This window comes from Streptomyces cyanogenus, assembly GCF_017526105.1.
GTDB classification, from domain to species: domain Bacteria; phylum Actinomycetota; class Actinomycetes; order Streptomycetales; family Streptomycetaceae; genus Streptomyces; species Streptomyces cyanogenus.
In genome coordinates this window covers 4,431,729-4,457,193 of sequence record NZ_CP071839.1, presented here as the reverse complement: position 1 = coordinate 4,457,193, position 25,465 = coordinate 4,431,729, and the positions used below count along the sequence as shown (strand labels likewise).

Below are 25,465 nucleotides of genomic sequence, written 5' to 3'. Positions count from 1 at the left end.
GTGGGGCGGGGGGGGAGAGGAAGGTCAGACTGCGGTCTTCTCGGGTTCCGCCTGCTCCTCGTCGGCGAGGGCGGCGAGGTAACGCTCGGCGTCCAGAGCCGCGGAACAACCGGTGCCGGCCGCGGTGATCGCCTGACGGTAGGTGTGGTCGACCACGTCACCGGCGGCGAAGACACCGGCAACGTTGGTGCGGGTGGACGGGGAGGCGACCTTCAGGTAGCCCTCCTCGTCGAGGTCCAGCTGGCCCTTGAACAGCTCGGTGCGCGGGTCGTGGCCGATGGCGATGAACAGGCCCGTCACGGGCAGCTCGGACAGCTCGCCGGTCTTGACGTTGCGCAGCTTCAGGCCGGAGAGCTTCTGGTCGCCCTGGATCTCGGCAACCTCGCTGTCCCAGACGAACTTGATCTTCGGATCGCCGAAGGCACGCTCCTGCATCGCCTTGGAGGCGCGCAGGGTGTCCCTGCGGTGGACGACCGTCACGGACTTGGCGAACCGCGAGAGGAAGGTGGCCTCCTCCATCGCGGTGTCGCCACCGCCGATCACGGCGATGTCATGCTCCTTGAAGAAGAACCCGTCACAGGTGGCGCACCAGGAGACACCACGGCCGGAGAGCGCGTCCTCGTTCGGCAGGCCCAGCTTGCGGTGCTGGGAGCCGGTGGTGACGATGACGGCCTTCGCCCGGTGCACCGTGCCCGCGGTGTCGGTGACGGTCTTGATCTCACCGGTCAGATCGACGGAGACGATGTCGTCCGGAACCAGCTCGGCACCGAAGCGCTCGGCCTGGGCGCGCATGTTGTCCATGAGGTCGGGGCCCATGATGCCGTCGCGGAAGCCCGGGAAGTTCTCCACCTCGGTGGTGTTCATCAGGGCACCACCCGCGGTGACGGCGCCTTCGAACACCAAGGGCTTCAGCGACGCACGGGCGGTGTACAGCGCCGCCGTGTAGCCTGCGGGCCCGGAGCCGATGATGATCACGTTACGGACGTCGCTCACGGCTTGATTCCTCGTCTCTGGTCTGCGTCAGTCGACCGGTGCTAGTCCCTTTCGGGACTCTCACCCCACCCAACGGATCCTACGGGGCGCGCATTCCCGGTGTGTCCGGGCACACGCATGCCCTTGAGCGGCCGAAGGAGTGTTCCAGCGGACTCAGGGCCGTCCGACGGACTGCTTCAGCAGCACCGTGCCGGTCGAAGCCGTCTGCTGGTGTACGCAGGCCGCGTCGATCACGTACGCGGTGACCCGCTTGCTGTCCTGGCCGTCGGCCACGACGACGAGGTAGGCGGCCCTCCCCGCATAGGTTCCCGTCTTGGCGCCCAGGACGTCGGCGCTCTGGCGGAGCGCCTGCCGGACACAGTCGGGGACCGGAACCGCGGTCTGGATAAAGGTGTTCGGGCCCTCGGTCGAGCCGGGCGTGCCCGACCCGTCGTCGGAGTTCAGCCGGGGCTTCCCGCTGCCCCGCTGCAAGCCCTTCTGGGTGGTGAGGAGAGTCTTCACCTGGTGCTGCACGCTGTCGCCGGAGAACGTCTCGGCGGACGCGGTCGGGGTCCCGTGGGCCGTCGTGTGGTCGCCGTTGTCGCCGAGCGTCGTCAGGACCAGGCTTCCGGCACCCAGGACCGCGGCCGTGAGAACGGCACCCAGGACGAGCCGGCCGCGGCGCCGCCCTCGCTTGTCCTTGCGCCCCGGCCCGGTCGCCGCACGCGGACGCCCCGCGGGGCGGTCGGCGGGATGATCCGCGGGGTGATCGGCAGAGGTCGGTGTTTCACGTGAAACATGACCCGCGGTGCCCTCACCGCCGGTGGTCAGCGGTGCCTCGGCGGCCAGGGCGGCGTCGATACGGGCGGCCACCTCGTCCGGCATCCGCTCGGGCGCCGGCACGGAGACCAGCAGACTCCGGATCTCCTCCAGGGAGGCGTACACGTCCGCGCATGCCTCGCACGCCTCCAGATGGCGCCGTACGTCCGTGCTGCGGTCCGGCGGAAGCAGGCCTTCGGTGAGGTCGGAGATCTCCGCGACGTCCGGGTGCCCGGCCGTGTCTGTCGTGGAAGTCACGCTCGCCCACCTCCGCCCTTCGCTACGGCTGAATCACTCGGTCCCGCGTTCCCGGGACGCCCGCCCGGGGACCCCGTTGCCGGTGGGACGGATGACCCCGGCTCCCGGTTCCGTCCCGGGCCGGCTTCTTTCCCGCTCCCGGCACCGCCCCGTCCTCGGTCTGGGCTGCCTTCGGGCCGTAGGTGCGTGAGCAGCGGGAGCAGCCTGGCCCTGCCCCGGGCGCAGCGGCTCTTCACCGTTCCCGTCGGCACGTCGAGGATCCGCGCGGCCTCCGCCACGGGGTAGCCCTGCATGTCCACCAGGACCAGGGCAGCCCGCTGCTCCGGTGGCAGGGTGCCGAGCGCTTCGAGGAGCTGGCGGTGCACGTCCTTCCGCTCGGCCGGCGCCGAGGCGGACTCGACTGGCTCCAGCAGCTGCTCCAGCCGTTCGGTGTCGTCGACCGGGGCCGTCTTGCGCGAGGCCGTCTTGCGCGCCCGGTCCAGGCAGGCGTTCACCGTGATCCGGTGCAGCCACGTGGTGACGGCCGACTGGCCCCGGAAGGTGTGGGCGGCCCGGTAGGCCGACACCAGGGCGTCCTGCACCGCGTCAGCGGCCTCCTCGCGGTCCCCCAGGGTCCGCAGGGCGACCGCCCAGAGCCGGTCCCGATGCCGCCGCACGATCTCGCCGAAGGCCTCGGGGTCGCCTTCCACGTGGCGGGCGAGCAGGTCGCGGTCGCCCACTCCGTCGTATCCGGCGCCCTCCGCCATCTGCCCCCTCCGGTCCGGGCGGGCGTCAGCCCGTGAACTTCACTTCGCCGATGGCCTGCTTGAAACCGGCACTGGCGTACAGAGTGGAGTCGTACCCCGAGGTCGGAACGGCCGTCAGCCAGACCAGAACGTACTGCGTCTTGACCGGCTTGGTGACCTTCACCGTGGCGGTGGTCCCCGTGGTCGTGGCACTGCCGATCTTCGTCATGGAGTCCAGCGACGCCGGCGTCAGCGAGTCGGCAGCGTACAGCTCTACCGTCGTGTGGTCACCGCCGTAGCGCAGGTCGAGGGTGGCCGTGGTGACCTTCTTGGCCGAACCGAGGTCGTACACGATGCCGACGCCCGGCTTGTACGGCGCGAACGTCGGACCCTCGTTGTAGCTCTTGGTCTTCCAGTACGTCGACGTGTCGCCGTCGTAGGTCTTGGGTTCGGCACCGGAGTTCTGGGGGTCGCCCTTGGCGACGAACTCCTGGCCGTTCTGGATCTTGATCGGGACCGGCTTCGGCTTGACGGCGTTCTTGTCGCCGCCGTCCGTCGTCTGGGTCTTGTGGGTGTCGTCCGACTTCTCACTCCGGTCCATCAGTGCGTCCGCCAGCTGCCAGCTGCCGAGGCCCAGGGCGGCGATGAGCAGGGCCGACACCGCCCACTTCAGAGCCTTGCCGGTACGGCTCTGGAGCGGGGGCGGCGGGGCCGCGATCGGCTGGGTGGCACCGGGGTGCGACGCCGGGCGGCCGTAGGTCCCCTGCTGGTAGGTCGTGCGCTGGTACTCCGGCGGGGCCGTGAACGCCGGCTCGGGCGGGCGGATGCGCGGCATCTCGCCGATCGCCTTCACCAGCTCCTCGGGCGTGGTGCACGGCGCCTCGTGCCGGGACGCCGTGGCCCCGTCGTTGACGAGGGCGCGCATGGCCAGCTCGGACAGGCCGCGATGCACGCCGGCCCGCACCTGGTCGGGGGCGATGAGACCGATGTCCTTGGGGAGGCCGGACAGGCCGTAGGCGTCGCTCTCGTAGGGCCAGCGCTGGGTCAGCGCCGCGTACAGCAGGGCGCCGATCGCCTCGGTGTCGGTGCGCTGCGGGGTGTCGGAGCCGATGCCGCGCAGCGCCGCGTTCACCGCCAGCCCCCGGATGCGCCACTGGCCGGTGGAGGCGCGCAGTACGGCGTTCGGGTTCAGCCGCAGATGGGCGAGGCCCTCACGGTGCGCGGCCGCCATGGCCGAGGCGACCTGACTGACCATCTGGTAGGCGTCGTGCGGCTCCAGCGGGCCGCCGGTGAGGAGCGTGGACAGCTCGGTGGCGTCGGGCAGCCACTCGTGGACGACGTAGACGAGGTCGTTCTCCTCGACCGCGTCGAGGACCTGGACGAAGCGTGGATCTCCGAGCAGGGCGGAGGAACGGGCGGCGGCGAGGACGGAACGGGCCCGGGCGTGGTCCGCGGGCAGTACATGGATGCCGACGGCACGACGGAGTTTCTCGTCGACCGCACGCCAACTGCTGAATCCGTCCAGACGGGTGACGCACTCCTCCAGCCGGTAGCGTCTGGCGAGCTTGTGACCGCTGTGCAGCTCCGGAGGCGATGCCTTACGCCCGGGACCTTCGGTTCCGCCGCTCCCCTGCGCCTCGTCGCTGTCCGTGTCCCGCTCCGGGTTCATGGCCACCCCGTCGGCCGTGGACTGGTCCGCCTTGGCGGTCAGCGGCTGCTCACCGCTGTTGTCTGCCACGTCGACGGCAGCCGTGCTCCGTTCCGCCACCGTCGTCCCTGCCTCCCCATCCGTTGCACGCTGTCCGACGCCGAAACCAATTGTGCCCACAGTCCGCCGCTATGCACGACACGCGGCGGCGGACGATGGTTGTGCGGCTACCCCCACCTCACCGACCCAGGCGCCCGCGCACCATGCCGACGAGCGAGTTGAGTTCCTCGATACGCATCCGGCGCGCGGCGACGAAGAAGACGCCGAACAGGACGGCACCGCCGACGAGGAGCGCGGCGAACGAGCCGACGACGCCGTGGCCGAGAGTGTGCCCGATGCCGTAGCAGGCCGCGCCGCTCAGCAGGACCGCCGGCACCGAGGCGATCCCCAGCCGCGCGTACGTCCGCAGCACCCGGGCCCCGTCCAGGTCCCCGCCCAGCCGCTTGCGCAGCCGGCGCCAGGCGACGCCCACACCGATGGCGTAGGCGAGGCCGTAGGCGGCGGCCATACCGGCGACCGCCCAGCGGGCGGGCAGCAGGAAGTAGCACAGTGCCGAAGCGCTGGCGTTGACCGCGGCCACGATGACCGTGTTGTAGAAGGGGGTGCGGGTGTCCTCGTAGGCGTAGAAGGCGCGCAGGACGACGTACTGCACGGAGTACGGGATCAGGCCGAGGGCGAAGGCCATCAGCATGTAGCCCATGTTGACGGCCGCGCCCGTGCCGGCCGAGCCGAAGATCAGCGTGCACATCGGGATGCCGAGCGAGACGAACCCGAAGGCGATGGGCACGATGGCGACCGCCGTGGTGCGCAGGCCCTGGGAGATGTCGTCGCGGACGGCGCCCGCGTCGTCCTCGGCGGCCGAGCGCGAGATGCGCGGCAGCAGGGCGGCCATGAGGGACACGGTGATGATGGCCTGAGGCAGGCCCCAGATCAGCTGGGCGTTGGCGTAGGCGGCGAAGCCGGTGCCCTTGACGCCGGAGTCCTTGCCGGCGGCGGTGGACAGCTGGGTGACGACCATGGCGCCCGCCTGGTTGGCGAGGACGAACAGGACCGTCCACTTGGCGAGCATCGCGGCCTTGCCCAGGCCGTGGCCCCGCCAGTCGAAGCGCAGCCGGATCCGGAAGCCTGTCTCGCGCAGGTAGGGGATCATCGCCAGGGCCTGGACGACCAGGCCGAGCAGCACACCGACGCCGAGCAGCCGCTGGCCCTCCGGCGGGATGGTGGTGACGCCCATGTGGGAGTTGGCGGCAGTGCCGTAGACCCAGATGAACATCCCGAGCGTCACGATGATGACGATGTTGTTCAGGACCGGGGTCCACATCATCGCGCCGAACTTCCCGCGCGCGTTGAGGATCTGACCCATCACCACGTGGATGCCCATGAAGAAGATCGAGGGCAGGAAGTAGCGGGTGAAGGTGACCGCGACCTCGTTCGCCGCCGGGTCGTTGGCCACCGGGTTGGCGAGCAGCCGCACCAGCAGGGGCGCGGCGAACATCGCGAGCCCGGTCAGTGCGGCCAGGGCCACCATCACGAGGGTCAGCAGCCGGTTGGCGAAGGCCTCGCCGCCGTCCTCGTCCTCCTTCATGGAGCGCACCAGCTGCGGCACGAACACGGAGTTCAGGCCGCCGCCGACGGTGAGGATGTAGATCATCGTCGGCAGCTGGTAGGCCACCTGGAAGGAGTCGGCGAGGAAGCCGAGGCCCAGTGCGGCGGCGATCAGCGCGGAGCGGATGAAGCCGGTGAGGCGGGACACCATCGTGCCCGCCGCCATGACCGCGCTGGACTTCAGCAGCCCGGCGGCCCGTCCGCCCTTCCTGGCGGGAGCGGCCGTGGCCGTGGAGGTCTCCGCCGCGACGGCCGCGGCCGGACCGGCGGGATCCGGAGCGACGGCCGGTGCGGGCACCGAGGACGGCGCCGGATATCCGGCGCCGGCATAGGGGTGGCCCTGCTGCGGGCTCTGCGCGTGCGGCGGGTACTGGCCGGGGCCGAGTCCGGCGCCCGGCGCGGCGGCCGGTCCCGGGACGGCCGGAGGGTCCATGGGCGCGTGCCCACCGCCCTGCTGCTGGTCCTTGAAGAGATGCGCGAAGGCGTCCGGCTCGTGGTACTCCTCACCGGAGTGCGTGACCAGGTCGTCCACGCCGACGAACTGGGTCGTGCGCGGATCTTCGCCGTAGGGCAGGTACTGGGTGGCGCCGGCCGGCTCCGGCGCCGGAGTCTGGGCCCACACGTTCGGGTCGGGGGCGTGGGGCGACTGGGCGGGCGGGGCGTACAGCGGCTGCTGCTGGTCGTACGGGTCCGCGGGCGGTGGCGGGTGCGCGGCGCGGTCGTAGAGCGCCTCGGCGACCGGGTCCTGGGCGGCGAGGTCGTGCGCCCGGTAGGGGTCCTGCTCGTAGGCGTCCTGGAGATACATGTCCGCCGCGTGCTGCGGCGGCACCTGGCCGGGCTCGGGCGGCGGCTCGGGGTAGCCCGAGCCGGCCGCGCCCTGACCGCGGTCACCGTCGTACGGCGCGTTCATGCTTACCCCACCTCATCGTCCCGGGCCCACCGGCCATGACATCGCTCAACGGTCCACTCTCTCACCCGTCCCGGACGGGTCGGTGTTTTCCGGTGCGGTGTCCGGCGCAGGGTCACTCGGCTGCTCCGGGTCCTCTGCCCCGGAGGCGGAGCCGGACTCCTCCGTGTGACGGTCTCCGGGTGCCCCGGGGTTCCCGGGCTGGTCCGCGTGTTCTCCCGCCGTGCCGGGGCCGTCCTCGTCGGCCTGCCGGGCGGCGGCACGCTTGCGCTGGGTGTACATCCGGAAACCGGCCAGTACGAGGAGCAGGACGCCGCCGCCGATGACCAGCATCACGGTGGGCGTGACCTCGGTGACCTTCACATCGAAGCTCACGGCGTCGCCGTAGGGCCGGCCGTCCTGGGTGTACAGCTGGGCGAGAACCGTCACCCGGCCGTTGGCGTTGGCCGACGTGGTGAACTTCACCGACTGGCTGTGCCCGCCGGAGATCTCCACGGGCTGCTCGTCGTAGGCCTTGCCGCCGATCTTCAGGCGGGTCGGCATGGTCGAGGTGAGGCGCAGCACCAGGTGGCCGACGGGCTGGACGAGGTTGTTCTGGACGGTCACCGGGATGGTGGCGCTGCGGCCCGAGAGCTTGGTCTCCGACTTGTCGATCAGCTTGACCTGCTCGGCCAGGTCGTCGACCCAGGCCTCCACGCCGTCGCGGTAGCTCTCCGCCTCGTCGCTCCAGCCGCGCCAGGACGTGGACATCTCGCGGTTTATGGCCATACCGAACGGTGTGACCACGCGGGACTGGTTGGAGAGGACCACCCGGAACCTGTCGAGCTTGTCCTGGGTGCGGGCGATCTGCTCGAAGGCCGTCCTCGGCAGCTCCTGGCGGCGCAGCGAGGAGGGGTAGGCGGAACTCGACGGAATGCGCGTGGTGGCGCTCGGGTCGGGCTTGTCCTTGGCCGCGGCGGTGAGGTTCTGGGGCTGGGACCAGGTGCCGCCCTGGAGCGCCTTCACCGCTGCCGCCATCGCCTGGGCCTGGCTCGCCGTGGGCATGCGCTGCGGAGCGACGACGATGCTGCGCTGCTTGTCCGTCTGCGTGTTCAGTTCCAGGCTCTGGGCCAGGAACTGCTGGACGGCGAGGGTGGCCGAGCCCGCCTTGGTCAGGTCGTCGTCGAACGCCGTGGACAGCCGCGCGTCGGCGACCACCGCCGTGGTGCCGCCACCGACAGGCCGGGCGGCGGACGGCGTGTACGGCAGTCCGGCGGTCTCCTGGAGGCTGTCGCTGCGGGCGATCACCCGGTCGGCGCCGGCGGAGGTCGCGACCTTCATGATCGACGGGTCCACCGCGCCGTCCACCGGCCAGGCGAAGTCGGTGCTCGCTGTGACATGGAGCACTGTCTTGACGGTGGTCGCGGCGACGTCCGTGGCGTCCTTGAGGTGGCTGAGCGAGCCGGTGACGCTGGTGCCGCGGTGCGCCAGGGAGGCCAGGTCCGGATCGCCGAACGGCAGCGCGACGACCTCCTTGCCGGCCACCGCCTTCTGCAGGGCGGCCAGCCACTGCTTGGCGACCGCCTGGTGCTCCCGTGAGCCGGGCGTGCTGGTGCCGTCGGGACCCTGGAGCCGGTAGTTGCCGGCGGCCATGGCGTCGACCGAGGCCAGCAGGTCCGGGTCGATCACCCAGGCGACGTCCAGGTCCTTGCCCAGCTCCACCATCCGGGCCAGCCGGCCGCCGGGGGCCAGCTCCTTGGCCAGGTCGTCGTCGAGGAACTCCGGCGTCTGCAGCTCGCCCGCGCCCGTCTTGGCGGTCATGTGGACCGTGGAGATCAGCGGCCACAGGAACGTCGTCCTGGTCTTGGTGTCGGCGTCCGACGGCTGCCACGGCAGGAACGTCCGCTGGATGCCGAGCACCTGGTCCCAGGGCTGGGCGGAGGTCTGGCCGGAGAGGGCGACCCCGAACTCGTAGACCCCGTCCTCGCCGAGGTCGAGCTTGTCCACGGGGACGGAGATGCTGAAGTGCTCGGCGACGCCCGGGGCGAGCTTGGCGAAGTTCTCCTCGTACTTGTCGCCGACGTCGGTGCCGGTGCTGCCCTGCGTCTCATCGGGGTGCCGGGCGACGGAGTCGATGGCCGAGCGGGTGGTCAGCGGGGGGCCCACCCGCAGTCCCACATGGGCGTGGGTGACGGTCTGCTTGCCGTTGTTGGTCACCGTGCCGGACACGGTCAGCGTGTCGCCGTCCGTGGGGGCACTGGGGCTGAGCGAGTCCAGGGAGACGGACACCGTGTCGGAGGAGGCGGCCTGCGCGGGCGCGGCCGCGGGCAGCTGGAGCAGACCGGCCAGCAGTGGTGCCCCGGAGAGCAGTGCTCCGGCGCGCCGCAGCCACCGGCGGGCAGGTGAGGCACTGGTCCCCTGGAAGTCAGCCGCCTCGGCCACGCGCTCGCCCGTCCCTCGTCGTCGTCAGTGGTCGTCGGAATGTGCGTCCACGCATGGTAACGATGCCCGCTGAACTGAAGTGCCGCGGTCTGCTCCGCAAGATCGAAGAACAGCCGCGGCACGTCCTCTATATCCAGTATCGAGGGGAGAGCGACCGAACGCCGCAAGAGCAGTGCTTGCGGCAGGTATGCCGGGAGCTGTCCGCACGCCGTAATGGGGCGCCCCGGGTCGCGCGGGGCACGTACCCTCTTCTGTTGTGCCGAACCCGAACGAAGACACTCCCTCCGCCCTGAGTCAGGCGCAGCACCGCGCGGTCACCGAGCTGCTGCGGGTGGCCCCTGTCGCCGACGATCTCGCCCGCCGATTCCAGCAGGCCGGCTTCTCGCTCGCCCTCGTCGGCGGATCGGTCCGCGACGCGCTGCTCGGCCGGCTCGGCAACGACCTGGACTTCACCACCGACGCCCGCCCCGAGGACGTACTGAAGATCGTCCGGCCATGGGCGGACGCCGTCTGGGAGGTGGGAATCGCCTTCGGCACGGTCGGCGCGCACAAGGATGGCTACCAGATCGAGATCACCACCTACCGGTCGGAGGCGTACGACCGCACCTCCCGCAAGCCGGAGGTGTCCTACGGCGACTCCATCGAGGAGGACCTGGTCCGTCGTGACTTCACGGTCAACGCGATGGCCGTGGCACTGCCGGAGAAGGAGTTCATCGACCCGCACGGCGGTCTGGAGGACCTCGCGGCGCGCGTGCTGCGCACGCCGGGCACGCCCGAGGAGTCGTTCTCGGACGATCCCCTGCGCATGATGCGGGCCGCCCGGTTCGCCGCCCAGCTGGACTTCACGGTCGCCCCCGAGGTCGTCACCGCCATGACGGAGATGGCCGGGCGCATCGAGATCGTCTCGGCCGAGCGGGTCCGGGACGAGCTGAACAAGCTCATCCTGTCCGCGCAGCCGCGCAAGGGTCTGACGCTGCTCGTCGACACGGGACTCGCCGGGCATGTGCTGCCCGAGCTGCCGGCCCTGCGTCTGGAGAGTGACGAGCACCACCGGCACAAGGACGTCTACGAGCACACGCTGATCGTCCTGGAGCAGGCGATCGAGCTGGAGCAGGACGGCCCGGACCTCACCCTCCGCCTGGCCGCGCTGTTGCACGACATCGGCAAGCCGCGCACCCGCCGGTTCGAGAAGGACGGCCGGGTGTCCTTCCACCACCACGAGGTGGTCGGCGCCAAGATGACCAAGAAGCGCATGATCGCGCTGAAGTACTCCAACGAGCTGGTGAAGGACGTCTCACGACTGGTCGAACTCCATCTGCGCTTCCATGGCTACGGCACCGGGGAGTGGACGGATTCGGCGGTCCGCCGGTACGTGCGTGACGCGGGCCCGCTGCTGGACCGCCTGCACAAGCTGACCCGCTCCGACTGCACCACGCGGAACAAGCGGAAGGCGGCGGCACTGTCCCGGGCCTACGACGGCCTGGAGGAGCGCATCGCTCAGCTGCAGGAGCAGGAGGAGCTGGACGCGATCCGTCCCGATCTGGACGGCAACCAGATCATGGAGATTCTCGGCATCGGTCCGGGCCCGGCCGTCGGCAAGGCGTACAAGCACATGCTGGAGCTGCGCCTGGAGAACGGTCCGATGGACCGTGACACCGCGGTCACGGCTCTCAAGGAGTGGTGGGCCGCACAGGGCTGAGTGAACGCCGGGCGATGTTTCACGTGAAACACCGGCCGGGACGGCGGCACCGAGGGGCGATGTTTCACGTGAAACATCGCCCCTCGCCCTGTCCTACCGTTGCTGGACGTCCTGCCGGCGCTGGGAGCGTGCCATTCCCGCGGGGATCACGCCGTAGATGACGGCGACGAGAACCACGAGCACCGTCGAGCGGCCGTCCGGCGGGAGCATCAGCGCTGCCACTCCGGCCGCGCCGACGAAAGCGACATTGAAGAGCACGTCGTACACGGAGAAGATCCGGCCGCGGAAGCCGTCCTCCACGCAGGCCTGGACGATCGTGTCTGTGGCGATCTTGGCGCCCTGGGTGATCAAGCCCAGAACGAACGCCGCGACCATGAGTGGGCCGGTGGCGAACGGAAGACCCAGGGCTGGTTCCAGCACCAGGGCCGTCCCGGAGCACACCGCGATCCAGCGTCCGGGGCCGAGCCTGCCCACCGCCCAGGGCGTCACCACCGCCGCCGCGAAGAATCCCGCGCCGGACAGCGCCAGAGCCACTCCGAGCAGTCGCAGCCCTTCCTCGGGCGTGTCGGCGAGGGCGTAGCGGCAGAGCATGAGCAGCAGGACGAGGAGCGCGCCGTAGCAGAAGCGCATCAGCGTCATCGCGGCCAGGGCGGAGGCCGCCTCCCTGCGCTGCGGCGCCGCCAGGTGCCGGACGGCGGCGAGCAGTTCGCGTGCCGTCTCGGCGAGCACCGTGGCCAGGCGGGGGTGGGCCGGGTGCCGGTCGGGGCCGAGGACGCCGGGCGCCAGACTCAGGGACGCGAGGCTCGCACACCCGTACAGGAAGGCACCCGACAGGACCACGGCCGCATCGGAGCCCGAGGCCACGATCCGTACACCGAAGGCCAGGCCCCCGCCAGCGGTCGCGGCGAGAGTGCCGGCGGTCGGGGAGAGCGAGTTGGCCAGCACCAGGCGCTCGGTGTCGACGACCCGGGGCAGGGCGGCCGACAGCCCGGCGAGGACGAAGCGGTTGACGGCGGTGACGCACAGCGCGGAGGCGTAGAAGAGCCAGTCGGGGGCGTGGCCGATCATCAGGACGGCGGTGGCCGCGGCCAGCAGGGCGCGCAGCAGATTGCCGTACACGAAGACCTGCCGGCGGCGCCAGCGGTCCAGCAGGACCCCGGCGAAGGGCCCGACCAGCGAGTAGGGGAGCAGCAGGACGGCCATCGCCGAGGCGATCGCGGTGGCCGAGGTCTGCTTCTCCGGGGAGAAGACGACGTACGCGGCGAGTGCGACCTGGTAGACGCCGTCGGCCCCCTGGGACAGCAGGCGGACGGACAGCAGGCGCCGGAAGTTCCGCAGGCGCAGCAGGACGCGCAGGTCACGGACGACGGGCATGGATCACACCCTCACACATGCGGAAGGTCCCCGGGTCGCGGAACCCGGGGACCTTCACAGCCCTGGCAGGAGCGTTCTCGTGCGAGCGGCGCCGAGCGGCTTAGCGCTCGACCTCACCGCGGATGAACTTCTCGACGTTCTCGCGGGCCTCGTCGTCGAAGTACTGGACCGGCGGGGACTTCATGAAGTACGAGGACGCGGAGAGGATCGGGCCGCCGATGCCGCGGTCCTTGGCGATCTTCGCGGCACGCAGGGCGTCGATGATGACACCCGCGGAGTTCGGGGAGTCCCAGACCTCGAGCTTGTACTCCAGGTTCAGCGGGACGTCACCGAAGGCGCGGCCCTCAAGGCGGACGTAGGCCCACTTGCGGTCGTCCAGCCAGGCCACGTAGTCGGACGGGCCGATGTGGACGTTCTTCTCGCCGAGGTCCCGGTCGGGGATCTGGGAGGTCACGGCCTGCGTCTTGGAGATCTTCTTGGACTCCAGGCGCTCGCGCTCGAGCATGTTCTTGAAGTCCATGTTGCCGCCGACGTTCAGCTGCATCGTGCGGTCCAGGATGACACCGCGGTCCTCGAACAGCTTCGCCATGACGCGGTGCGTGATGGTGGCGCCGACCTGGGACTTGATGTCGTCACCGACGATCGGAACACCGGCCTCGGTGAACTTGTCCGCCCACTCCTTGGTGCCGGCGATGAAGACCGGGAGGGCGTTGACGAAGGCGACCTTGGCGTCGATGGCGCACTGGGCGTAGAACTTCGCCGCGTCCTCGGAACCGACGGGCAGGTAGCAGACCAGGACGTCGACCTGCTTGTCCTTGAGGACCTGGACGACGTCGACCGGCTCCTCGGCGGACTCCTCGATGGTGGCGCGGTAGTACTTGCCGAGGCCGTCGAGGGTGTGGCCGCGCTGGACGGTGACACCGGTGCTGGGCACGTCGCAGATCTTGATGGTGTTGTTCTCGGAGGCGCCGATGGCGTCGGCGAGGTCGAGACCGACCTTCTTGGCGTCGACGTCGAACGCGGCGACGAACTCGACGTCGCGCACGTGGTAGTCACCGAACTGCACGTGCATCAGGCCGGGGACCTTGGACGCCGGGTCGGCGTCCTTGTAGTACTCGACTCCCTGCACCAGCGACGCGGCGCAGTTGCCCACGCCGACGATGGCTACGCGAACCGAACCCATTCCGGTTGCTCCCTGTGTGTACGAGTGAGGCCCTGACTGGGTCTCACGTGGCGGTGTCGTCGGGCGTATCCGTCCGGGGGGTGTCCCCGGTACGGGGCAGGCCGCCCGTCGATCCATTGGTGGTGTCCTGCTGAGCGGACCCCCCGGACGCGGAACCCTTCAGATCCCGCCCGGCCCGCTCGCTCTCGATGAGCTCGTTCAGCCAGCGCACTTCGCGCTCCACGGACTCCATCCCGTGGCGCTGGAGCTCAAGTGTGTAGTCGTCGAGGCGCTCCCGGGTGCGCGCCAGGGAGGCGCGCATCTTCTCCAGGCGCTCCTCCAGGCGACTGCGCCGGCCCTCCAGGACGCGCATGCGCACATCGCGCGAGGTCTGCCCGAAGAAGGCGAACCGTGCGGCGAAGTGTTCGTCCTCGTACGCGTCGGGGCCGGTCTGCGAGAGCAGCTCCTCGAAGTGCTCCTTGCCTTCCGCGGTCAGCCGATAAACGATCTTGGCGCGGCGTCCGGCGAGGGGAGCGGCGAGGGCGTCGTCGTGGGTGTTTCCGGGCTCCTCGACCAGCCAGCCGTTGGCGACCAGCGTCTTGAGGCAGGGGTACAGCGTTCCGTAGCTGAACGCACGGAACACACCGAGTGACGTGTTGAGTCGTTTGCGCAGCTCGTAGCCGTGCATCGGGGACTCCCGGAGCAGGCCGAGCACGGCGAACTCGAGGATGCCGGAGCGCCGGCTCATCGTCGCCTCCTCCCGGTCCCGCAGGTCGGTCCCGCTGGTCTCGCAGTGCCTGTCAGCGACTTTATCTCGCGCTGATGTATCGACTCGATACATCACGACGATAGAACGGCCTACCGCAGGCGACAAGGGGGACGATGGTGAACGGGATCACATCACCGATTCGCAGGAGGCAACTTGCCTGTTTTGGGGTGAACTTCCCGGATCGGCAGGTTTTGAGGATGCGTAGTCTGTGCGGCATGCACACCACCGGGAACCGCGTGATGCCTGGGGAGCGTCGTCGCCCCCGGTGCAGTACGGGTGAATGCAGTACCGACCACATCCGTACTTCGGGGGGACCGGAAACCAGCCGCCGTTCCAGGCGCGCACGGGTGCGCCTGCCCGAGGAGTAATCGTTCGATGAGCGAGCACCGTCGCAAACCGCCGCAGCCGCAGGGAGGCGGACGTGCCGCGGCCCGACGCGGCCCGTCCGGCTCGTCCTCCGGCCGCCGTGCGGCACCGCGAGGCGCCACCGGGTCTCCTGCCGACTCCTATGGGTCCCCTTCCTACGGGTCGGAGGCCACTGGTCCGGGAGACGAGGAGCGTCCCTACGGGAGCCGTGCCGAGGCCCGCCGTGCAGCACAGAAGGGCGGCCGACGCAGAGCCGCCGACAACACGGCCCCCGGAGGCCGGCGCGGCGGCCCGGGCGGGCCGACCGGCCCCGGACGCGGCCGGGGCCGCGCGACGACGGCACCCGGCAAGAAGCGGTTCATCGACTACCCCAGGGCCTACAAGGACGGCTGGCGACGCTGGGTACCGTCCTGGAAGCTGGTCAGCGGGCTGTTCATCGGCCTCGTCGGCAGCCTGGTGGTGATGGTCGGCGTCGGTTACGCGATGGTGTCCATCCCGAACGAGAACGACGCGGCCAAGTCGCAGAACAACGTCTACTACTGGGCCGACGGCACCCAGATGGTGGCCACGGGCACCGGCATCAACCGGCAGAACGTGACCATCGACAAGATCCCCGAGGCCATGCAGTGGGCTGTGATCTCGGCGGAGAACAAGAGCTTCTACCAGGACTCGGGTGTCGACCCGATGGGTATCGCCCGAGCCCTGGCCAACATGGCCCGAGGCGGCCAGACGCAGGGTGGCTCGACGATCACGCAGCAGTTCGTGAAGAACACCTACCTGAGCCAGGACCAGACGCTCACCCGCAAGTTCAAGGAGATGTTCATCTCCATCAAGGTGGGCACGAAGCTCGACAAGAAGCAGATCCTGCAGGGCTATCTGAACACCTCGTACTACGGTCGCGGCGCCTACGGCATCCAGGCGGCGGCCCAGACGTACTACGGCGTGGACGCGGTCGATCTCAAGCCGAGCCAGTGCGCCTTCCTGGCGGCGTTGCTGAAGGGCCCGACGTACTACGACCCGGCCGGCAACGCCGACCTCGACCCGTCGGCGGACGCGAAGAGCAACCAGAAGCGCTCCCAGGAGCGCTGGTCCTGGATTCTCGGCGAGATGCACAAGGACAAGCACCTCAGCGACGCCGACTACCAGAAAGCCATCAAGGCGTATCCCAAGCCCCAGGGCCGCAAGGCGACCAAGGGCATGACCGGCCAGATCAGCTACCTGGCCGACACGGCGAAGAAGTACGTCCTCGCCCACTCCGACATCACGGAGGCGCAGTTCGACAAGGGCGGCTACCAGATCTACACGACCTTCCAGAAGGACAAGGTCAACGAGCTGTCCAAGGCCGTCAAGAACGTCCAGAAGGAGCGTCTCGACCCGAAGCACCGGGACCGGGACAAGTACGTCCAGTTCGGTGCGGCCTCGGTGAAGCCCGCGAACGGAGCGATCGTGGCGCTGTACGGCGGCGACGGCTACGAGAACGGGCACTTCACCAACAACGCGGACACCTCCGGTGTCCCCGTGGGTTCGACCTGGAAGCCGTTCGTGCTCGCTGCCGCCATGCAGTACGGCACGTACAAGTCCGAGGGGGAGGGCGTTTCCCCGCTGAGCAAGTACAACGGCAACGACCATCTCAAGGTCTACAAGCCGGATGGTTCGTACTACCTCAACAAGGACAACACGCCCTTCTACCAGAACAACGAGGGCCCCAAGCCCTGGGGTTACATCACCCTCCGCAAGGCGATGGAGCAGTCCGTCAACACGCCGTTCGTCCAACTCGGTGTCGATGTGGGGATGACGCACGTCCGGGACGTGGCCAAGGCGGCCGGCATTCTCGACCAGAGCATGTCGCAGAACCTCAACCCGTCCTTCGCCATCGGTACGTCGACGCCCAGCGCGATCCGCATGGCCGACGCCTATGCGACGTTCGCCGCCTCGGGCAAGCAGGTCGACCCGTACTCCGTGACCGCCGTAAAGATCAACGGCGTGGACGCGCCCAGCTTCGTCAAGCCGAAGCCCGCCCCTGAGCAGGCGCTGGACGCGAACATCGCCAACAACGTCACGGATGTCCTGGAAAACGTCATCCAGAACGGTACGGGTCAGAAGGCCAGGGCCCTCGGCCGTACGGCTGCGGGCAAGACCGGTACCACCGACGAGAACAAGTCGGCCTGGTTCGTCGGCTACACCCGGCAGCTGTCGACCTCGGTCACGATGTTCCGCGAGAACCCCAAGGACCACAAGCTGCTGTCCATGAACGGCACGGCGGGTGTGGACTCCATCCACGGTGGTGACATCCCGACGCTGGTGTGGACCGAGTACATGAAGGCCGCGCTCAAGGGCAGCAACGACCTGGGCTTCCCGCCCGCCACCGAGATCGGCAAGATTCAGGACGAGGCAGGCGCCCCTTCCCCGACCCCCAGCGTCACCATCACGCCGAGCCAGACGCCGAGCGACACCCCGAGCCCGACGCCCAGCAAGACGACCACCTCGCCGTCTCCCTCACCGAGCCAGTCCTGCCAGTTCGGCGGCTGGGACCCGAACTGCAACGGGAACGGGAACGGCAACGGCAATGGCACCGGAGGCACGGACACGGGCGGCGTCGACGGAGGCGGAGGTACGTCACCGTCGCCGACAGTCACCGACACCTCCGGGACCGGCAGCACCCGAGGAAACGGCAACGGAGGCTTCTTCGGAGGCCAGACGGGCTAGCCCGGTGATCTGACCGGTTGGCGGCCATATCGCCCGCCGAGGGTGTTTCACGTGAAACATGGGCCGCCGCACCTACCAGGTGCGGCGGCCCTCGGCGTTTTCCCAGGCGCGTACGGCAGGATGTGCCCCATGCCCAGTGCAGAGATGACGCCCGCGCGCAGGCCCGAGCCCGAGCCCGAGCGGCCCGCCGAGGCAGAAGCGGTGCAGCCGACCAGGGAGGACGAGGTCGCCGCCGCCGGCAGTGAGCTGATCGGCGGCCCCCTGGGGCGGTACGCCCTGCTCGGAACCTCCTGGTGGACCCCCGTACGGGTCGTCGCGCTCGTGGCGATCGGCATGTTCGCCCTCGGGCTGGTCCAGAAGGCACCCTGCTATCACAGCGCCTGGTTCTTCGGCGCGAGCAGCCAGTACACGCATGCTTGTTACTCGGACATCCCGCACCTGTACCAGGGCCGCGGATTCGCCGACCACCTCGTGCCGTACTTCGACAAGCTCCCCGGCGACATGGACTACCTCGAATACCCGGTGCTGACCGGCGTGTTCATGGAGGTGGCCTCCTGGCTGACGCCGCACAGCGGCAGCATCCAGCACCAGGAGCAGTGGTACTGGTTCGTCAACGCCGGGATGCTGATGGTGTGCGCCGCCGTCATCGCCGTCTGCGTGGCCCGCACCCATCGTCGACGCCCCTGGGACGGCCTGCTGGTCGCCCTGGCGCCGGCCTTCGCGCTGACCGCGACCATCAACTGGGACCTGCTGGCGGTGGCGCTGACGGCCGCCGCGATGCTGATGTGGGCGCGAGGCCGGGCCGTCGCCTTCGGTGTCCTCCTGGGGCTCGCCACGGCCGCCAAGCTGTACCCGGTCGTGCTGCTCGGGCCCCTGCTGGTCCTGTGCTGGCGGGCCGGCAAGTGGCGGGAGTACTTCAAGGCCGTGGCCGGCGCGGTGGTCGCCTGGCTCGTGGTCAACCTGCCCGTGATGCTCGCGCACGACGCGACGGGCTTCCACATCCGCGAGGGCTGGGCCAAGTTCTACACCTTCAGCCAGGAGCGCGGTGTCGACTTCGGCTCCTTCTGGCTGATCTGGGCGCAGAACTCCAGCCACCCGCCCACCACGAACTTCGTCAACAACGCGGCCATCGTGCTGGTGGTGCTGTGCTTCCTCGGCATCGTCGCGCTGACGTTCACCGCCCCGCGCCGGCCGCGCTTCGCCCAGCTGGCCTTCCTGATGGTGGCCGCCTTCATCCTCACGAACAAGGTCTACTCCCCGCAGTACGTCCTGTGGCTGGTGCCGCTGGCGGTTCTCGCCCGGCCCAAGTGGCGGGACTTCCTGATCTGGCAGGCGTGCGAGGTGGCGTACTTCCTGGGCATCTGGATGTACCTCGCCTACACGACCAGCGGAGAAGCCCACAAGGGCCTGCCGACGCAGGGCTACCACTGGACGATCGTGGTGCACCTGGTGGGCACGCTGTACCTGTGCGTCGTCGTCGTACGGGACATCCTCATGCCGGAGCGGGACGTGGTGCGCCGGTCCGGCGACGACGATCCCTCGGGCGGGGTGCTCGACGGCGCGGAGGACGCGTTCGTGCTCGGTGCGGCGGCCCATCCGCCGCGGCACGCCGCGTACTTCGAGCAGCCTCAGGTGGACTGGGGCCGGCCCGAAGAACTCCCCCACGAGGAACGTTCGCTCTGAGCGAACGCACGCAAGACCGCCTCGGCGTGCGGCACGGCCGGCCGGCCGTCGCACCGCAGCCGGTGCATGCAGAAGGCCGTACCCGGGCCGGGCGCTCCGGATACGGCCTTCTCGGTGTTCTGGCGGCTCAGCGGTCCACGAGGCGGTCGAACTGGGTCGTGGTGTGCCGCAGATGGGCCACCAGCTCGTCGCCGACCTTGGGTTCGGGGGCGTCCGAGGGCACGAACAGGATCGACACCTGCATGTGCGGCGGCTCGGCGAACCAGCGCTGCTTGCCGCCCCAGACGAACGGGGAAAGGTTCCGGTTGACCGTGGCCAGCCCGGCGCGTGCGACGCCCTTGGCGCGCGGCATGACGCCGTGCAGGGCCTTCGGGGCCTCCAGGCCCACCCCGTGCGACGTCCCGCCCGCCACGACCACCAGGAAGCCGTCCGAGGCCGCCTTCTGCTGCCGGTAGCCGAACCGGTCGCCCTTCGCCACGCGCGTGACGTCCAGGACGGCACCGCGGTACTCCGTGGCGTCGTGGTCCCCCAGCCACAGCCGCGTGCCGATGCGCGCGCGGAACCGGGTCTGCGGGAACTGCTGCTGGAGCCGGGCCAGATCGTCCGCCTTGAGGTGGCTGACGAACATCGTGTGCAGCGGCAGCCGTGCCGCGCGCAGCCGGTCCATCCAGCCGATGACCTCCTCGACGGCGTCCGAGCCGTCGGTGCGGTCCAGCGGCAGGTGGATGGCGAAGCCCTCCAGCCGGACGTTCTCTATGGCCTGGTGCAGCTGCGGCAGGTCCTGCTCGCTGATGCCGTGCCGCTTCATCGAGGACATCACCTCGATCACCACACGGGCGCCCACGAGGCCGTACACGCCGTCGATGGACGATACCGAGCGGACGACCCGGTCGGGCAGCGGGACCGGCTCCTCGCCGCGCCGGTAGGGCGTCAGGACCAGCAGGTCACCGCTGAAGAAGTCCTTGATGCGTGCGGCCTCGTAGGTGGTGCCGACGGCGAGCAGGTCGGCACCGAGCCGCGTGGCCTCCTCCGACAGCCGTTCGTGCCCGAAGCCGTAGCCGTTGCCCTTGCAGACCGGGACGAGTCCCGGGAACTGCTCCTGCACGTGCTTGTGGTGCGCCCGCCAGCGCGCGGTGTCGACGTAGAGCGTGAGCGCCATGGCCGGACCCGGAACCTTTCTCGTGGCTGCGGTGGATCAGAGGTGTGTGAACTGTGAGGGCTATGGAATCAAACGCCCGCGTGGCTCAGCGGCGTGACATGTAGATGTCGAGCGCCTTGTGGAGCAGCTTGTTCAGCGGGAAGTCCCACTCGCCGAGGTACTCGGCGGCTTGGCCGCCGGTGCCGACCTTGAACTGGATCAGGCCGAAGAGGTGGTCGGTCTCGTCCAGCGAGTCGGAGATACCGCGCAGGTCGTAGACGGTGGCGCCGAGCGCGTAGGCGTCGCGCAGCATCCGCCACTGCATCGCGTTCGACGGGCGGACCTCGCGGCCGATGTTGTCGGAGGCGCCGTACGAGTACCAGACGTGCCCGCCGACGATCAGCATCGTCGCCGCGGACAGGTTCACGCCGTTGTGGCGGGCGAAGTACAGCCGCATGCGGTTGGGGTCCTCGGTGTTGAGGGCCGTCCACATGCGCTGGAAGTACGACAGCGGGCGGGGCCGGAAGTGGTCACGGACGGCCGTGATCTCGTACAGCCGCTGCCACTCGGGCAGGTCCTGGTAGCCGCCCTGGACGACCTCGACGCCGGCCTTCTCGGCCTTCTTGATGTTGCGGCGCCACAGCTGGTTGAAGTTCTTGTGGACCTCTTCCAGGGAACGGTTCGCCAGCGGGACCTGGTAGACGTAGCGGGGCTGCACGTCGCCGAAGCCGGCACCGCCGTCCTCGCCCTGCTGCCAGCCCATGCGGCGCAGCTTGTCGGCCACCTCGAAGGCGCGCGGCTCGATGAAGTCGGCCTCCAGGTCGCGCAGCCGCTTGATGTCCGGGTCCTGGATGCCCCTCTTGATGGTGTCCGCGTTCCAGCGGCGGATGATCACCGGCGGGCCCATCTTCACGGAGAAGGCACCCTGCTGCTTCAGGTGCGCCAGCATCGGCTGGATCCAGTCGTCCAGGTTCGGCGCGTACCAGTTGATGACCGGGCCCTCGGGGAGGTAGGCGAGGTAGCGCTTGATCTTGGGCAGCTGGCGGTAGAGGACCAGGCCCACGCCGACCAGCTGGCCGCTCCTGTCGAACCAGCCGAGGTTCTCCGAGCGCCACTCCGCCTTCACATCTGCCCATGCCGGGACCTGCATGTGGCTCGCCGCCGGCAGGCTCTGGATAAAGGCCAGATGCTGCTCGCGACTGATGGTCCTCAGGGTCAGGCTCATTCGGGGCGCTCCTCGGGCTGGTGTGTCCCCATGGGTACAGGGGCTCCGGCTCTCGCGCCGAAGCCTACTGCGCCTTGCGAGCGCCCCGACTGGGCGTAGGGGCCTCAACCGCGGTGAAGTCAGCCGATGAGGCCCCCGAAGAGGCCGCCGTGGGCCATGCCGATCAGGAAACCGATCCCCGCGGCACCGAGCCCCAGGATCAGGAAGAACCGCTGGCGCGTGGTCACCGAGATCCACTGTCCGTAGACGCCCGTGGCCAGTGCCACCAGGCCCGTCCACGAGGTCAGCAGGTGGAGGCTGTGGAAGAAGGACGTGATGAAGGACAGCAGGCCCAGGGCGAACGTCACCGCCATCAGGGCGTCCTGCAGCGGATGGGGCTTGCCGTCCGTGGCGAAGAGGGATCCGGCGGTGTTGGGCTGCAATGCCTGTGCCATGGGCACCTCCTGCGGAAGGCGGCGCATGGTAGCGCCGCACACACCCGATGTGTACAGATTGTCGGCCCCCGGGACCGGATTTCAACCGGAAGCGGGTGTGCGGGTAGTCTGTACCGTCTGCACTGGTGTCTGCCCCGACCCGACCGGGTCACACTGCCCGGCTCCCCTGAGGGAGTCCGATTGTCAGTGGCGGCCGATACCGTTGCGTACGCATCACAACCCTCCTGCCACGGAACGACCGTGGCCGCTGAGTCCAAAGGAGGTGGGTTCCACATGCGTCACTACGAGGTGATGGTCATCCTCGACCCCGATCTCGAGGAGCGCGCTGTCTCCCCGCTGATCGAGAACTTCCTGTCCGTCGTCCGTGACGGCGGCGGCAAGGTTGAGAAGGTCGACACCTGGGGCCGTCGTCGTCTCGCCTACGAGATCAAGAAGAAGCCCGAGGGCATCTACTCGGTCATCGACCTGCAGGCCGAGCCTGCGGTCGTCAAGGAGCTCGACCGCCAGATGAACCTGAACGAGTCGGTCCTCCGGACCAAGGTCCTCCGCCCCGAGACCCACTGAGCTTCCCCGCTCAGCTGATCTCGGGATTCGAGTAGCAGCAACAAGCAGCCAGAGCAGCAAACCCGCCGAGAGGTTCCCCCATGGCAGGCGAGACCGTCATCACGGTCATCGGCAATCTTGTCGACGACCCCGAGCTGCGCTTCACCCCGTCCGGTGCGGCGGTCGCGAAGTTCCGCGTCGCGTCCACTCCCCGCACCTTCGACCGCCAGACGAACGAGTGGAAGGACGGCGAGAGCCTGTTCCTGACCTGCTCCGTCTGGCGCCAGGCGGCGGAGAACGTCGCCGAGTCGCTCCAGCGAGGCATGCGCGTCATCGTGCAGGGCCGGCTGAAGCAGCGGTCCTACGAGGACCGCGAGGGCGTCAAGCGCACGGTCTACGAGCTGGACGTCGAGGAAGTCGGCCCCAGCCTGCGCAACGCCACGGCCAAGGTCACCAAGACCGCCGGTGGCGCTCGCGGTGGCCAGGGCGGTTACGGCGGCGGTGGCGGCCAGGGTGGCGGCGGCTGGGGCGGAAGCCCCGGTGGCGGCCAGCAGGGCGGCGGCGCTCCGGCCGACGACCCGTGGGCGACCGGCGCTCCCGCCGGTGGCAACCAGGGTGGCGGCGGCTGGGGCGGAGGCTCCGGCGGCGGTGGCGGCTACTCGGACGAACCCCCCTTCTAAGCCTTCGGATCAGGCCTCCGGGCTGGTCCGGGTCGAAGGCGGGTCGTACCCCAACTTCTTGATCACACAGGAGACACACCATGGCGAAGCCGCCTGTGCGCAAGCCGAAGAAGAAGGTCTGCGCTTTCTGCAAGGACAAGGTCACGTACGTGGACTACAAGGACACGAACATGCTGCGGAAGTTCATTTCCGACCGCGGCAAGATCCGTGCCCGCCGCGTGACCGGCAACTGCACGCAGCACCAGCGTGACGTCGCCACGGCCGTCAAGAACAGCCGTGAGATGGCGCTGCTGCCCTACACGTCCACCGCGCGCTAAGGGAAGGGTGACCGACTAATGAAGATCATCCTCACCCACGAGGTCTCCGGCCTCGGTGCCGCGGGCGACGTCGTCGACGTCAAGGACGGTTACGCTCGCAACTACCTGATCCCGCGGAAGTTCGCTATCCGCTGGACCAAGGGTGGCGAGAAGGACGTCGAGCAGATCCGTCGTGCTCGCAAGATCCACGAGATCCAGACCATCGAGCAGGCCAACCAGGTCAAGGCCCAGCTCGAGGGCGTGAAGGTCCGTCTGGCCGTCCGCTCCGGCGACTCCGGCCGTCTCTTCGGTTCCGTCACCCCGGCCGACATCGCGTCCGCGATCAAGGCTTCCGGTGGCCCCGAGGTCGACAAGCGCCGCATCGAGCTGGCCGCTCCGATCAAGACCCTGGGCGCCCACGAGACGTCCGTGCGTCTGCACCCCGAGGTTGCCGCCAAGGTCAACATCGAGGTCGTCGCGGCCTGATCGCCGCGTGATCGCTGTGCTCGCTTGAGCCGGTGACAGGGGCCGCACCCTTCAGGGGTGCGGCCCCTTCCCATGACCCCGGCGGCATGTTTCACGTGAAACGGTCAGCGGGTCGCACCCGTCACGATCCAGTGCCCCGAGCCGGCCCGCCCCCAGAGGGTCAGCATGCGGATCGCCATCATCAGCGTCATCGCTGCCCACAGCGCGGTGAGCCCGCCGCCCAGGACGGGGACGAGCAGGGCCACCGGAGCGAACACCGCCAGGGTGGCGACCATGGCCCAGGCAAGATAGGGACCGTCCCCCGCGCCCATCAGGACGCCGTCCAGGACGAACACGACCCCGCAGACGGGCTGCGAGAGCGCCACGAGCAGCAGGGCCGGGAGCGCGGTGTCCTTCACTCCGGAGTCGCTGGTGAACAGCGGCAGGAAGACCGGCCGTGCGGCCACCACGAGCAGACCCAGTACGGCACCGGTCGCGATGCCCCACTGGATCATGCGCCGGCAAGCCTGTCGTGCCCCCTGGGCATCGTCCGCGCCGAGATAGCGGCCGATGATGGCCTGCCCCGCGATGGCTATCGCGTCGAGTGCGAAGGACAGCAGGCTCCACAAGGACAGGACGATCTGGTGGGCGGCGATGTCGGCGTCACCGAGGCGTGCCGCGACCGCTGTGGCGATCATGAGGATCGCCCGCAGGCAGAGCGTGCGCACCAGGAGGGGAACACCGGCATGCGCCGAGGCCCGGATACCGGTGGCATCGGGCCGGAGGGAGGCACCGTGCCGACGGGCTCCGCGGACGACGACGGTCAGATAGACGACCGCCATGCCGCACTGGGCGATGACCGTGCCCCAGGCCGAACCGGCGATGCCGAGCCCGGCACCGTAGACCAGCCCGGCGTTGAGCGCGGCATTGGCGACGAAACCGGCGACGGCGACGTAGAGCGGGGTCCTAGTGTCCTGCAGGCCACGCAGTACTCCGGTCGCGGCCAGGACGATGAGCATGGCGGGGATGCCCAGGGCGGAGACGCGCAGATACGTGGTGGCGTAGGGGGCCGCGGTGGTGGAGGCGCCGAAGAGATCTACGATGCCGGGGGCCAAGGGCAGGACGACGGCGATGACGGCGAGGCCGAGCAGTAGCGCCAGCCAGATGCCGTCCATGCCCTGGCGGATGGCCGCCGGGAGATCACCGGCGCCGACACGGCGGGCGACGGCGGCCGTGGTGGCGTACGCGAGGAAGACGAAGACACTCACGGAGGTGGTCAGCAGCGCCGAGGCGACACCGAGACCGGCGAGCTGAGCGGTCCCGAGATGGCCGACGATCGCACTGTCCGCCATGACGAAGAGAGGCTCGGCGACCAGGGCGCCGAAGGCCGGGACGGCCAGCGCGACGATTTCTCGGTCGTGCTGCCGCCGGGTGGTCTTCGGGATCTCTGGAGCCTGTGTCATGAGCATCAATGTAATCGTCCACAGGTAAGAGATGCAATCGGCTACTG

The 25,465-nt window shown here is 69.4% G+C and carries 20 protein-coding genes; 7 read left to right on the top strand and 13 right to left on the bottom strand.

Annotated features, from left to right (window positions below):
- Positions 1–24: 24 nt before the first annotated feature.
- From trxB to S1361_RS20045, 6 genes are all read right to left on the bottom strand, one after another.
- On the bottom strand, positions 25–993 hold the full coding sequence (trxB, locus tag S1361_RS20070) for a thioredoxin-disulfide reductase (protein ID WP_208033192.1): 969 nt from the start codon (positions 991–993) through the stop codon (positions 25–27).
- A 153-nt stretch (positions 994–1,146) separates the two neighbouring features.
- Positions 1,147–2,049 carry an anti-sigma factor family protein gene (locus S1361_RS20065; protein WP_208033191.1) on the bottom strand — a complete coding sequence of 301 codons (903 nt, stop codon included), beginning with the start codon at positions 2,047–2,049 and terminating at the stop codon, positions 1,147–1,149.
- On the bottom strand, positions 2,046–2,795 hold the full coding sequence (gene sigM, locus S1361_RS20060) for an RNA polymerase sigma factor SigM (RefSeq protein WP_208033190.1): 750 nt from the start codon (positions 2,793–2,795) through the stop codon (positions 2,046–2,048). The genes S1361_RS20065 and sigM overlap by 4 nt, the downstream gene beginning before the upstream one ends.
- Before the next feature lie 25 nt (positions 2,796–2,820).
- Complete coding sequence (locus S1361_RS20055; protein WP_208033189.1) at positions 2,821–4,542, bottom strand: protein kinase family protein; 1,722 nt, start codon at positions 4,540–4,542, stop codon at positions 2,821–2,823.
- 118 nt (positions 4,543–4,660) lie between these two features.
- Positions 4,661–6,997 (bottom strand): murein biosynthesis integral membrane protein MurJ, encoded by a 2,337-nt coding sequence (gene murJ, locus S1361_RS20050; RefSeq protein WP_208033188.1) that lies wholly within the window; start codon positions 6,995–6,997, stop codon positions 4,661–4,663.
- A 45-nt stretch (positions 6,998–7,042) separates the two neighbouring features.
- The gene (locus S1361_RS20045) at positions 7,043–9,415 is read right to left on the bottom strand and encodes a DUF6049 family protein (protein WP_208033187.1); all 2,373 of its coding nucleotides are present in this window, start codon (positions 9,413–9,415) and stop codon (positions 7,043–7,045) included.
- A gap of 256 nt (positions 9,416–9,671) precedes the next feature.
- On the opposite strand from S1361_RS20045, the gene S1361_RS20040 reads away from it, so the two are divergent.
- A complete protein-coding gene (locus S1361_RS20040) occupies positions 9,672–11,114 on the top strand; it encodes a CCA tRNA nucleotidyltransferase (protein ID WP_208033186.1) in 1,443 nt (480 codons plus the stop codon).
- A gap of 93 nt (positions 11,115–11,207) precedes the next feature.
- On the opposite strand, the gene S1361_RS20035 is transcribed toward S1361_RS20040, so the two are convergent.
- The 3 genes from S1361_RS20035 to S1361_RS20025 all read right to left on the bottom strand — a co-directional run bounded on the left by S1361_RS20035 (position 11,208) and on the right by S1361_RS20025 (position 14,398).
- A complete protein-coding gene (locus S1361_RS20035) occupies positions 11,208–12,488 on the bottom strand; it encodes an MFS transporter (protein ID WP_208033185.1) in 1,281 nt (426 codons plus the stop codon).
- Positions 12,489–12,588: 100 nt separating this feature from the next.
- Positions 12,589–13,671, bottom strand: a complete 1,083-nt coding sequence (locus S1361_RS20030) for an inositol-3-phosphate synthase (protein ID WP_181792762.1) — start codon at positions 13,669–13,671, stop codon at positions 12,589–12,591.
- A 43-nt stretch (positions 13,672–13,714) separates the two neighbouring features.
- A complete protein-coding gene (locus S1361_RS20025; protein ID WP_208033184.1) occupies positions 13,715–14,398 on the bottom strand; it encodes a PadR family transcriptional regulator in 684 nt (227 codons plus the stop codon).
- Between the two features lie 396 nt (positions 14,399–14,794).
- Here S1361_RS20025 and S1361_RS20020 point away from each other — a divergent pair, with 396 nt between their 5' ends.
- The gene (locus tag S1361_RS20020) at positions 14,795–17,491 is read left to right on the top strand and encodes a transglycosylase domain-containing protein (RefSeq protein ID WP_208033183.1); all 2,697 of its coding nucleotides are present in this window, start codon (positions 14,795–14,797) and stop codon (positions 17,489–17,491) included.
- 129 nt (positions 17,492–17,620) lie between these two features.
- Entirely contained in the window at positions 17,621–19,174 is a 1,554-nt protein-coding gene (locus S1361_RS20015; RefSeq protein WP_208033182.1) for a glycosyltransferase family 87 protein, read from the top strand.
- A 127-nt stretch (positions 19,175–19,301) separates the two neighbouring features.
- Here S1361_RS20015 and S1361_RS20010 read toward each other — a convergent pair whose 3' ends face one another.
- From S1361_RS20010 to S1361_RS20000, 3 genes are all read right to left on the bottom strand, one after another.
- Positions 19,302–20,333: an alanine racemase gene (locus S1361_RS20010; protein ID WP_058081152.1), complete on the bottom strand. Its 1,032-nt coding sequence runs from the start codon at positions 20,331–20,333 to the stop codon at positions 19,302–19,304.
- A gap of 85 nt (positions 20,334–20,418) precedes the next feature.
- A complete protein-coding gene (locus tag S1361_RS20005; protein ID WP_208033181.1) occupies positions 20,419–21,537 on the bottom strand; it encodes a lipid II:glycine glycyltransferase FemX in 1,119 nt (372 codons plus the stop codon).
- Between the two features lie 119 nt (positions 21,538–21,656).
- Positions 21,657–21,971: a hypothetical protein gene (locus tag S1361_RS20000; protein ID WP_208033180.1), complete on the bottom strand. Its 315-nt coding sequence runs from the start codon at positions 21,969–21,971 to the stop codon at positions 21,657–21,659.
- Positions 21,972–22,244: 273 nt separating this feature from the next.
- Here S1361_RS20000 and rpsF point away from each other — a divergent pair, with 273 nt between their 5' ends.
- The 4 genes from rpsF (at position 22,245) to rplI (ending at position 23,976) form a co-directional block, all read left to right on the top strand.
- Positions 22,245–22,535, top strand: a complete 291-nt coding sequence (gene rpsF / locus S1361_RS19995; protein WP_014673750.1) for a 30S ribosomal protein S6 — start codon at positions 22,245–22,247, stop codon at positions 22,533–22,535.
- An 80-nt stretch (positions 22,536–22,615) separates the two neighbouring features.
- Complete coding sequence (locus S1361_RS19990) at positions 22,616–23,194, top strand: single-stranded DNA-binding protein (RefSeq protein WP_208033179.1); 579 nt, start codon at positions 22,616–22,618, stop codon at positions 23,192–23,194.
- Positions 23,195–23,274: 80 nt separating this feature from the next.
- Entirely contained in the window at positions 23,275–23,511 is a 237-nt protein-coding gene (gene rpsR, locus S1361_RS19985; protein ID WP_003949403.1) for a 30S ribosomal protein S18, read from the top strand.
- Positions 23,512–23,529: 18 nt separating this feature from the next.
- The gene (gene rplI, locus S1361_RS19980; RefSeq protein WP_059250016.1) at positions 23,530–23,976 is read left to right on the top strand and encodes a 50S ribosomal protein L9; all 447 of its coding nucleotides are present in this window, start codon (positions 23,530–23,532) and stop codon (positions 23,974–23,976) included.
- Between the two features lie 104 nt (positions 23,977–24,080).
- On the opposite strand, the gene S1361_RS19975 is transcribed toward rplI, so the two are convergent.
- Complete coding sequence (locus tag S1361_RS19975; RefSeq protein WP_208033178.1) at positions 24,081–25,418, bottom strand: MATE family efflux transporter; 1,338 nt, start codon at positions 25,416–25,418, stop codon at positions 24,081–24,083.
- Positions 25,419–25,465 lie beyond the last annotated feature (47 nt).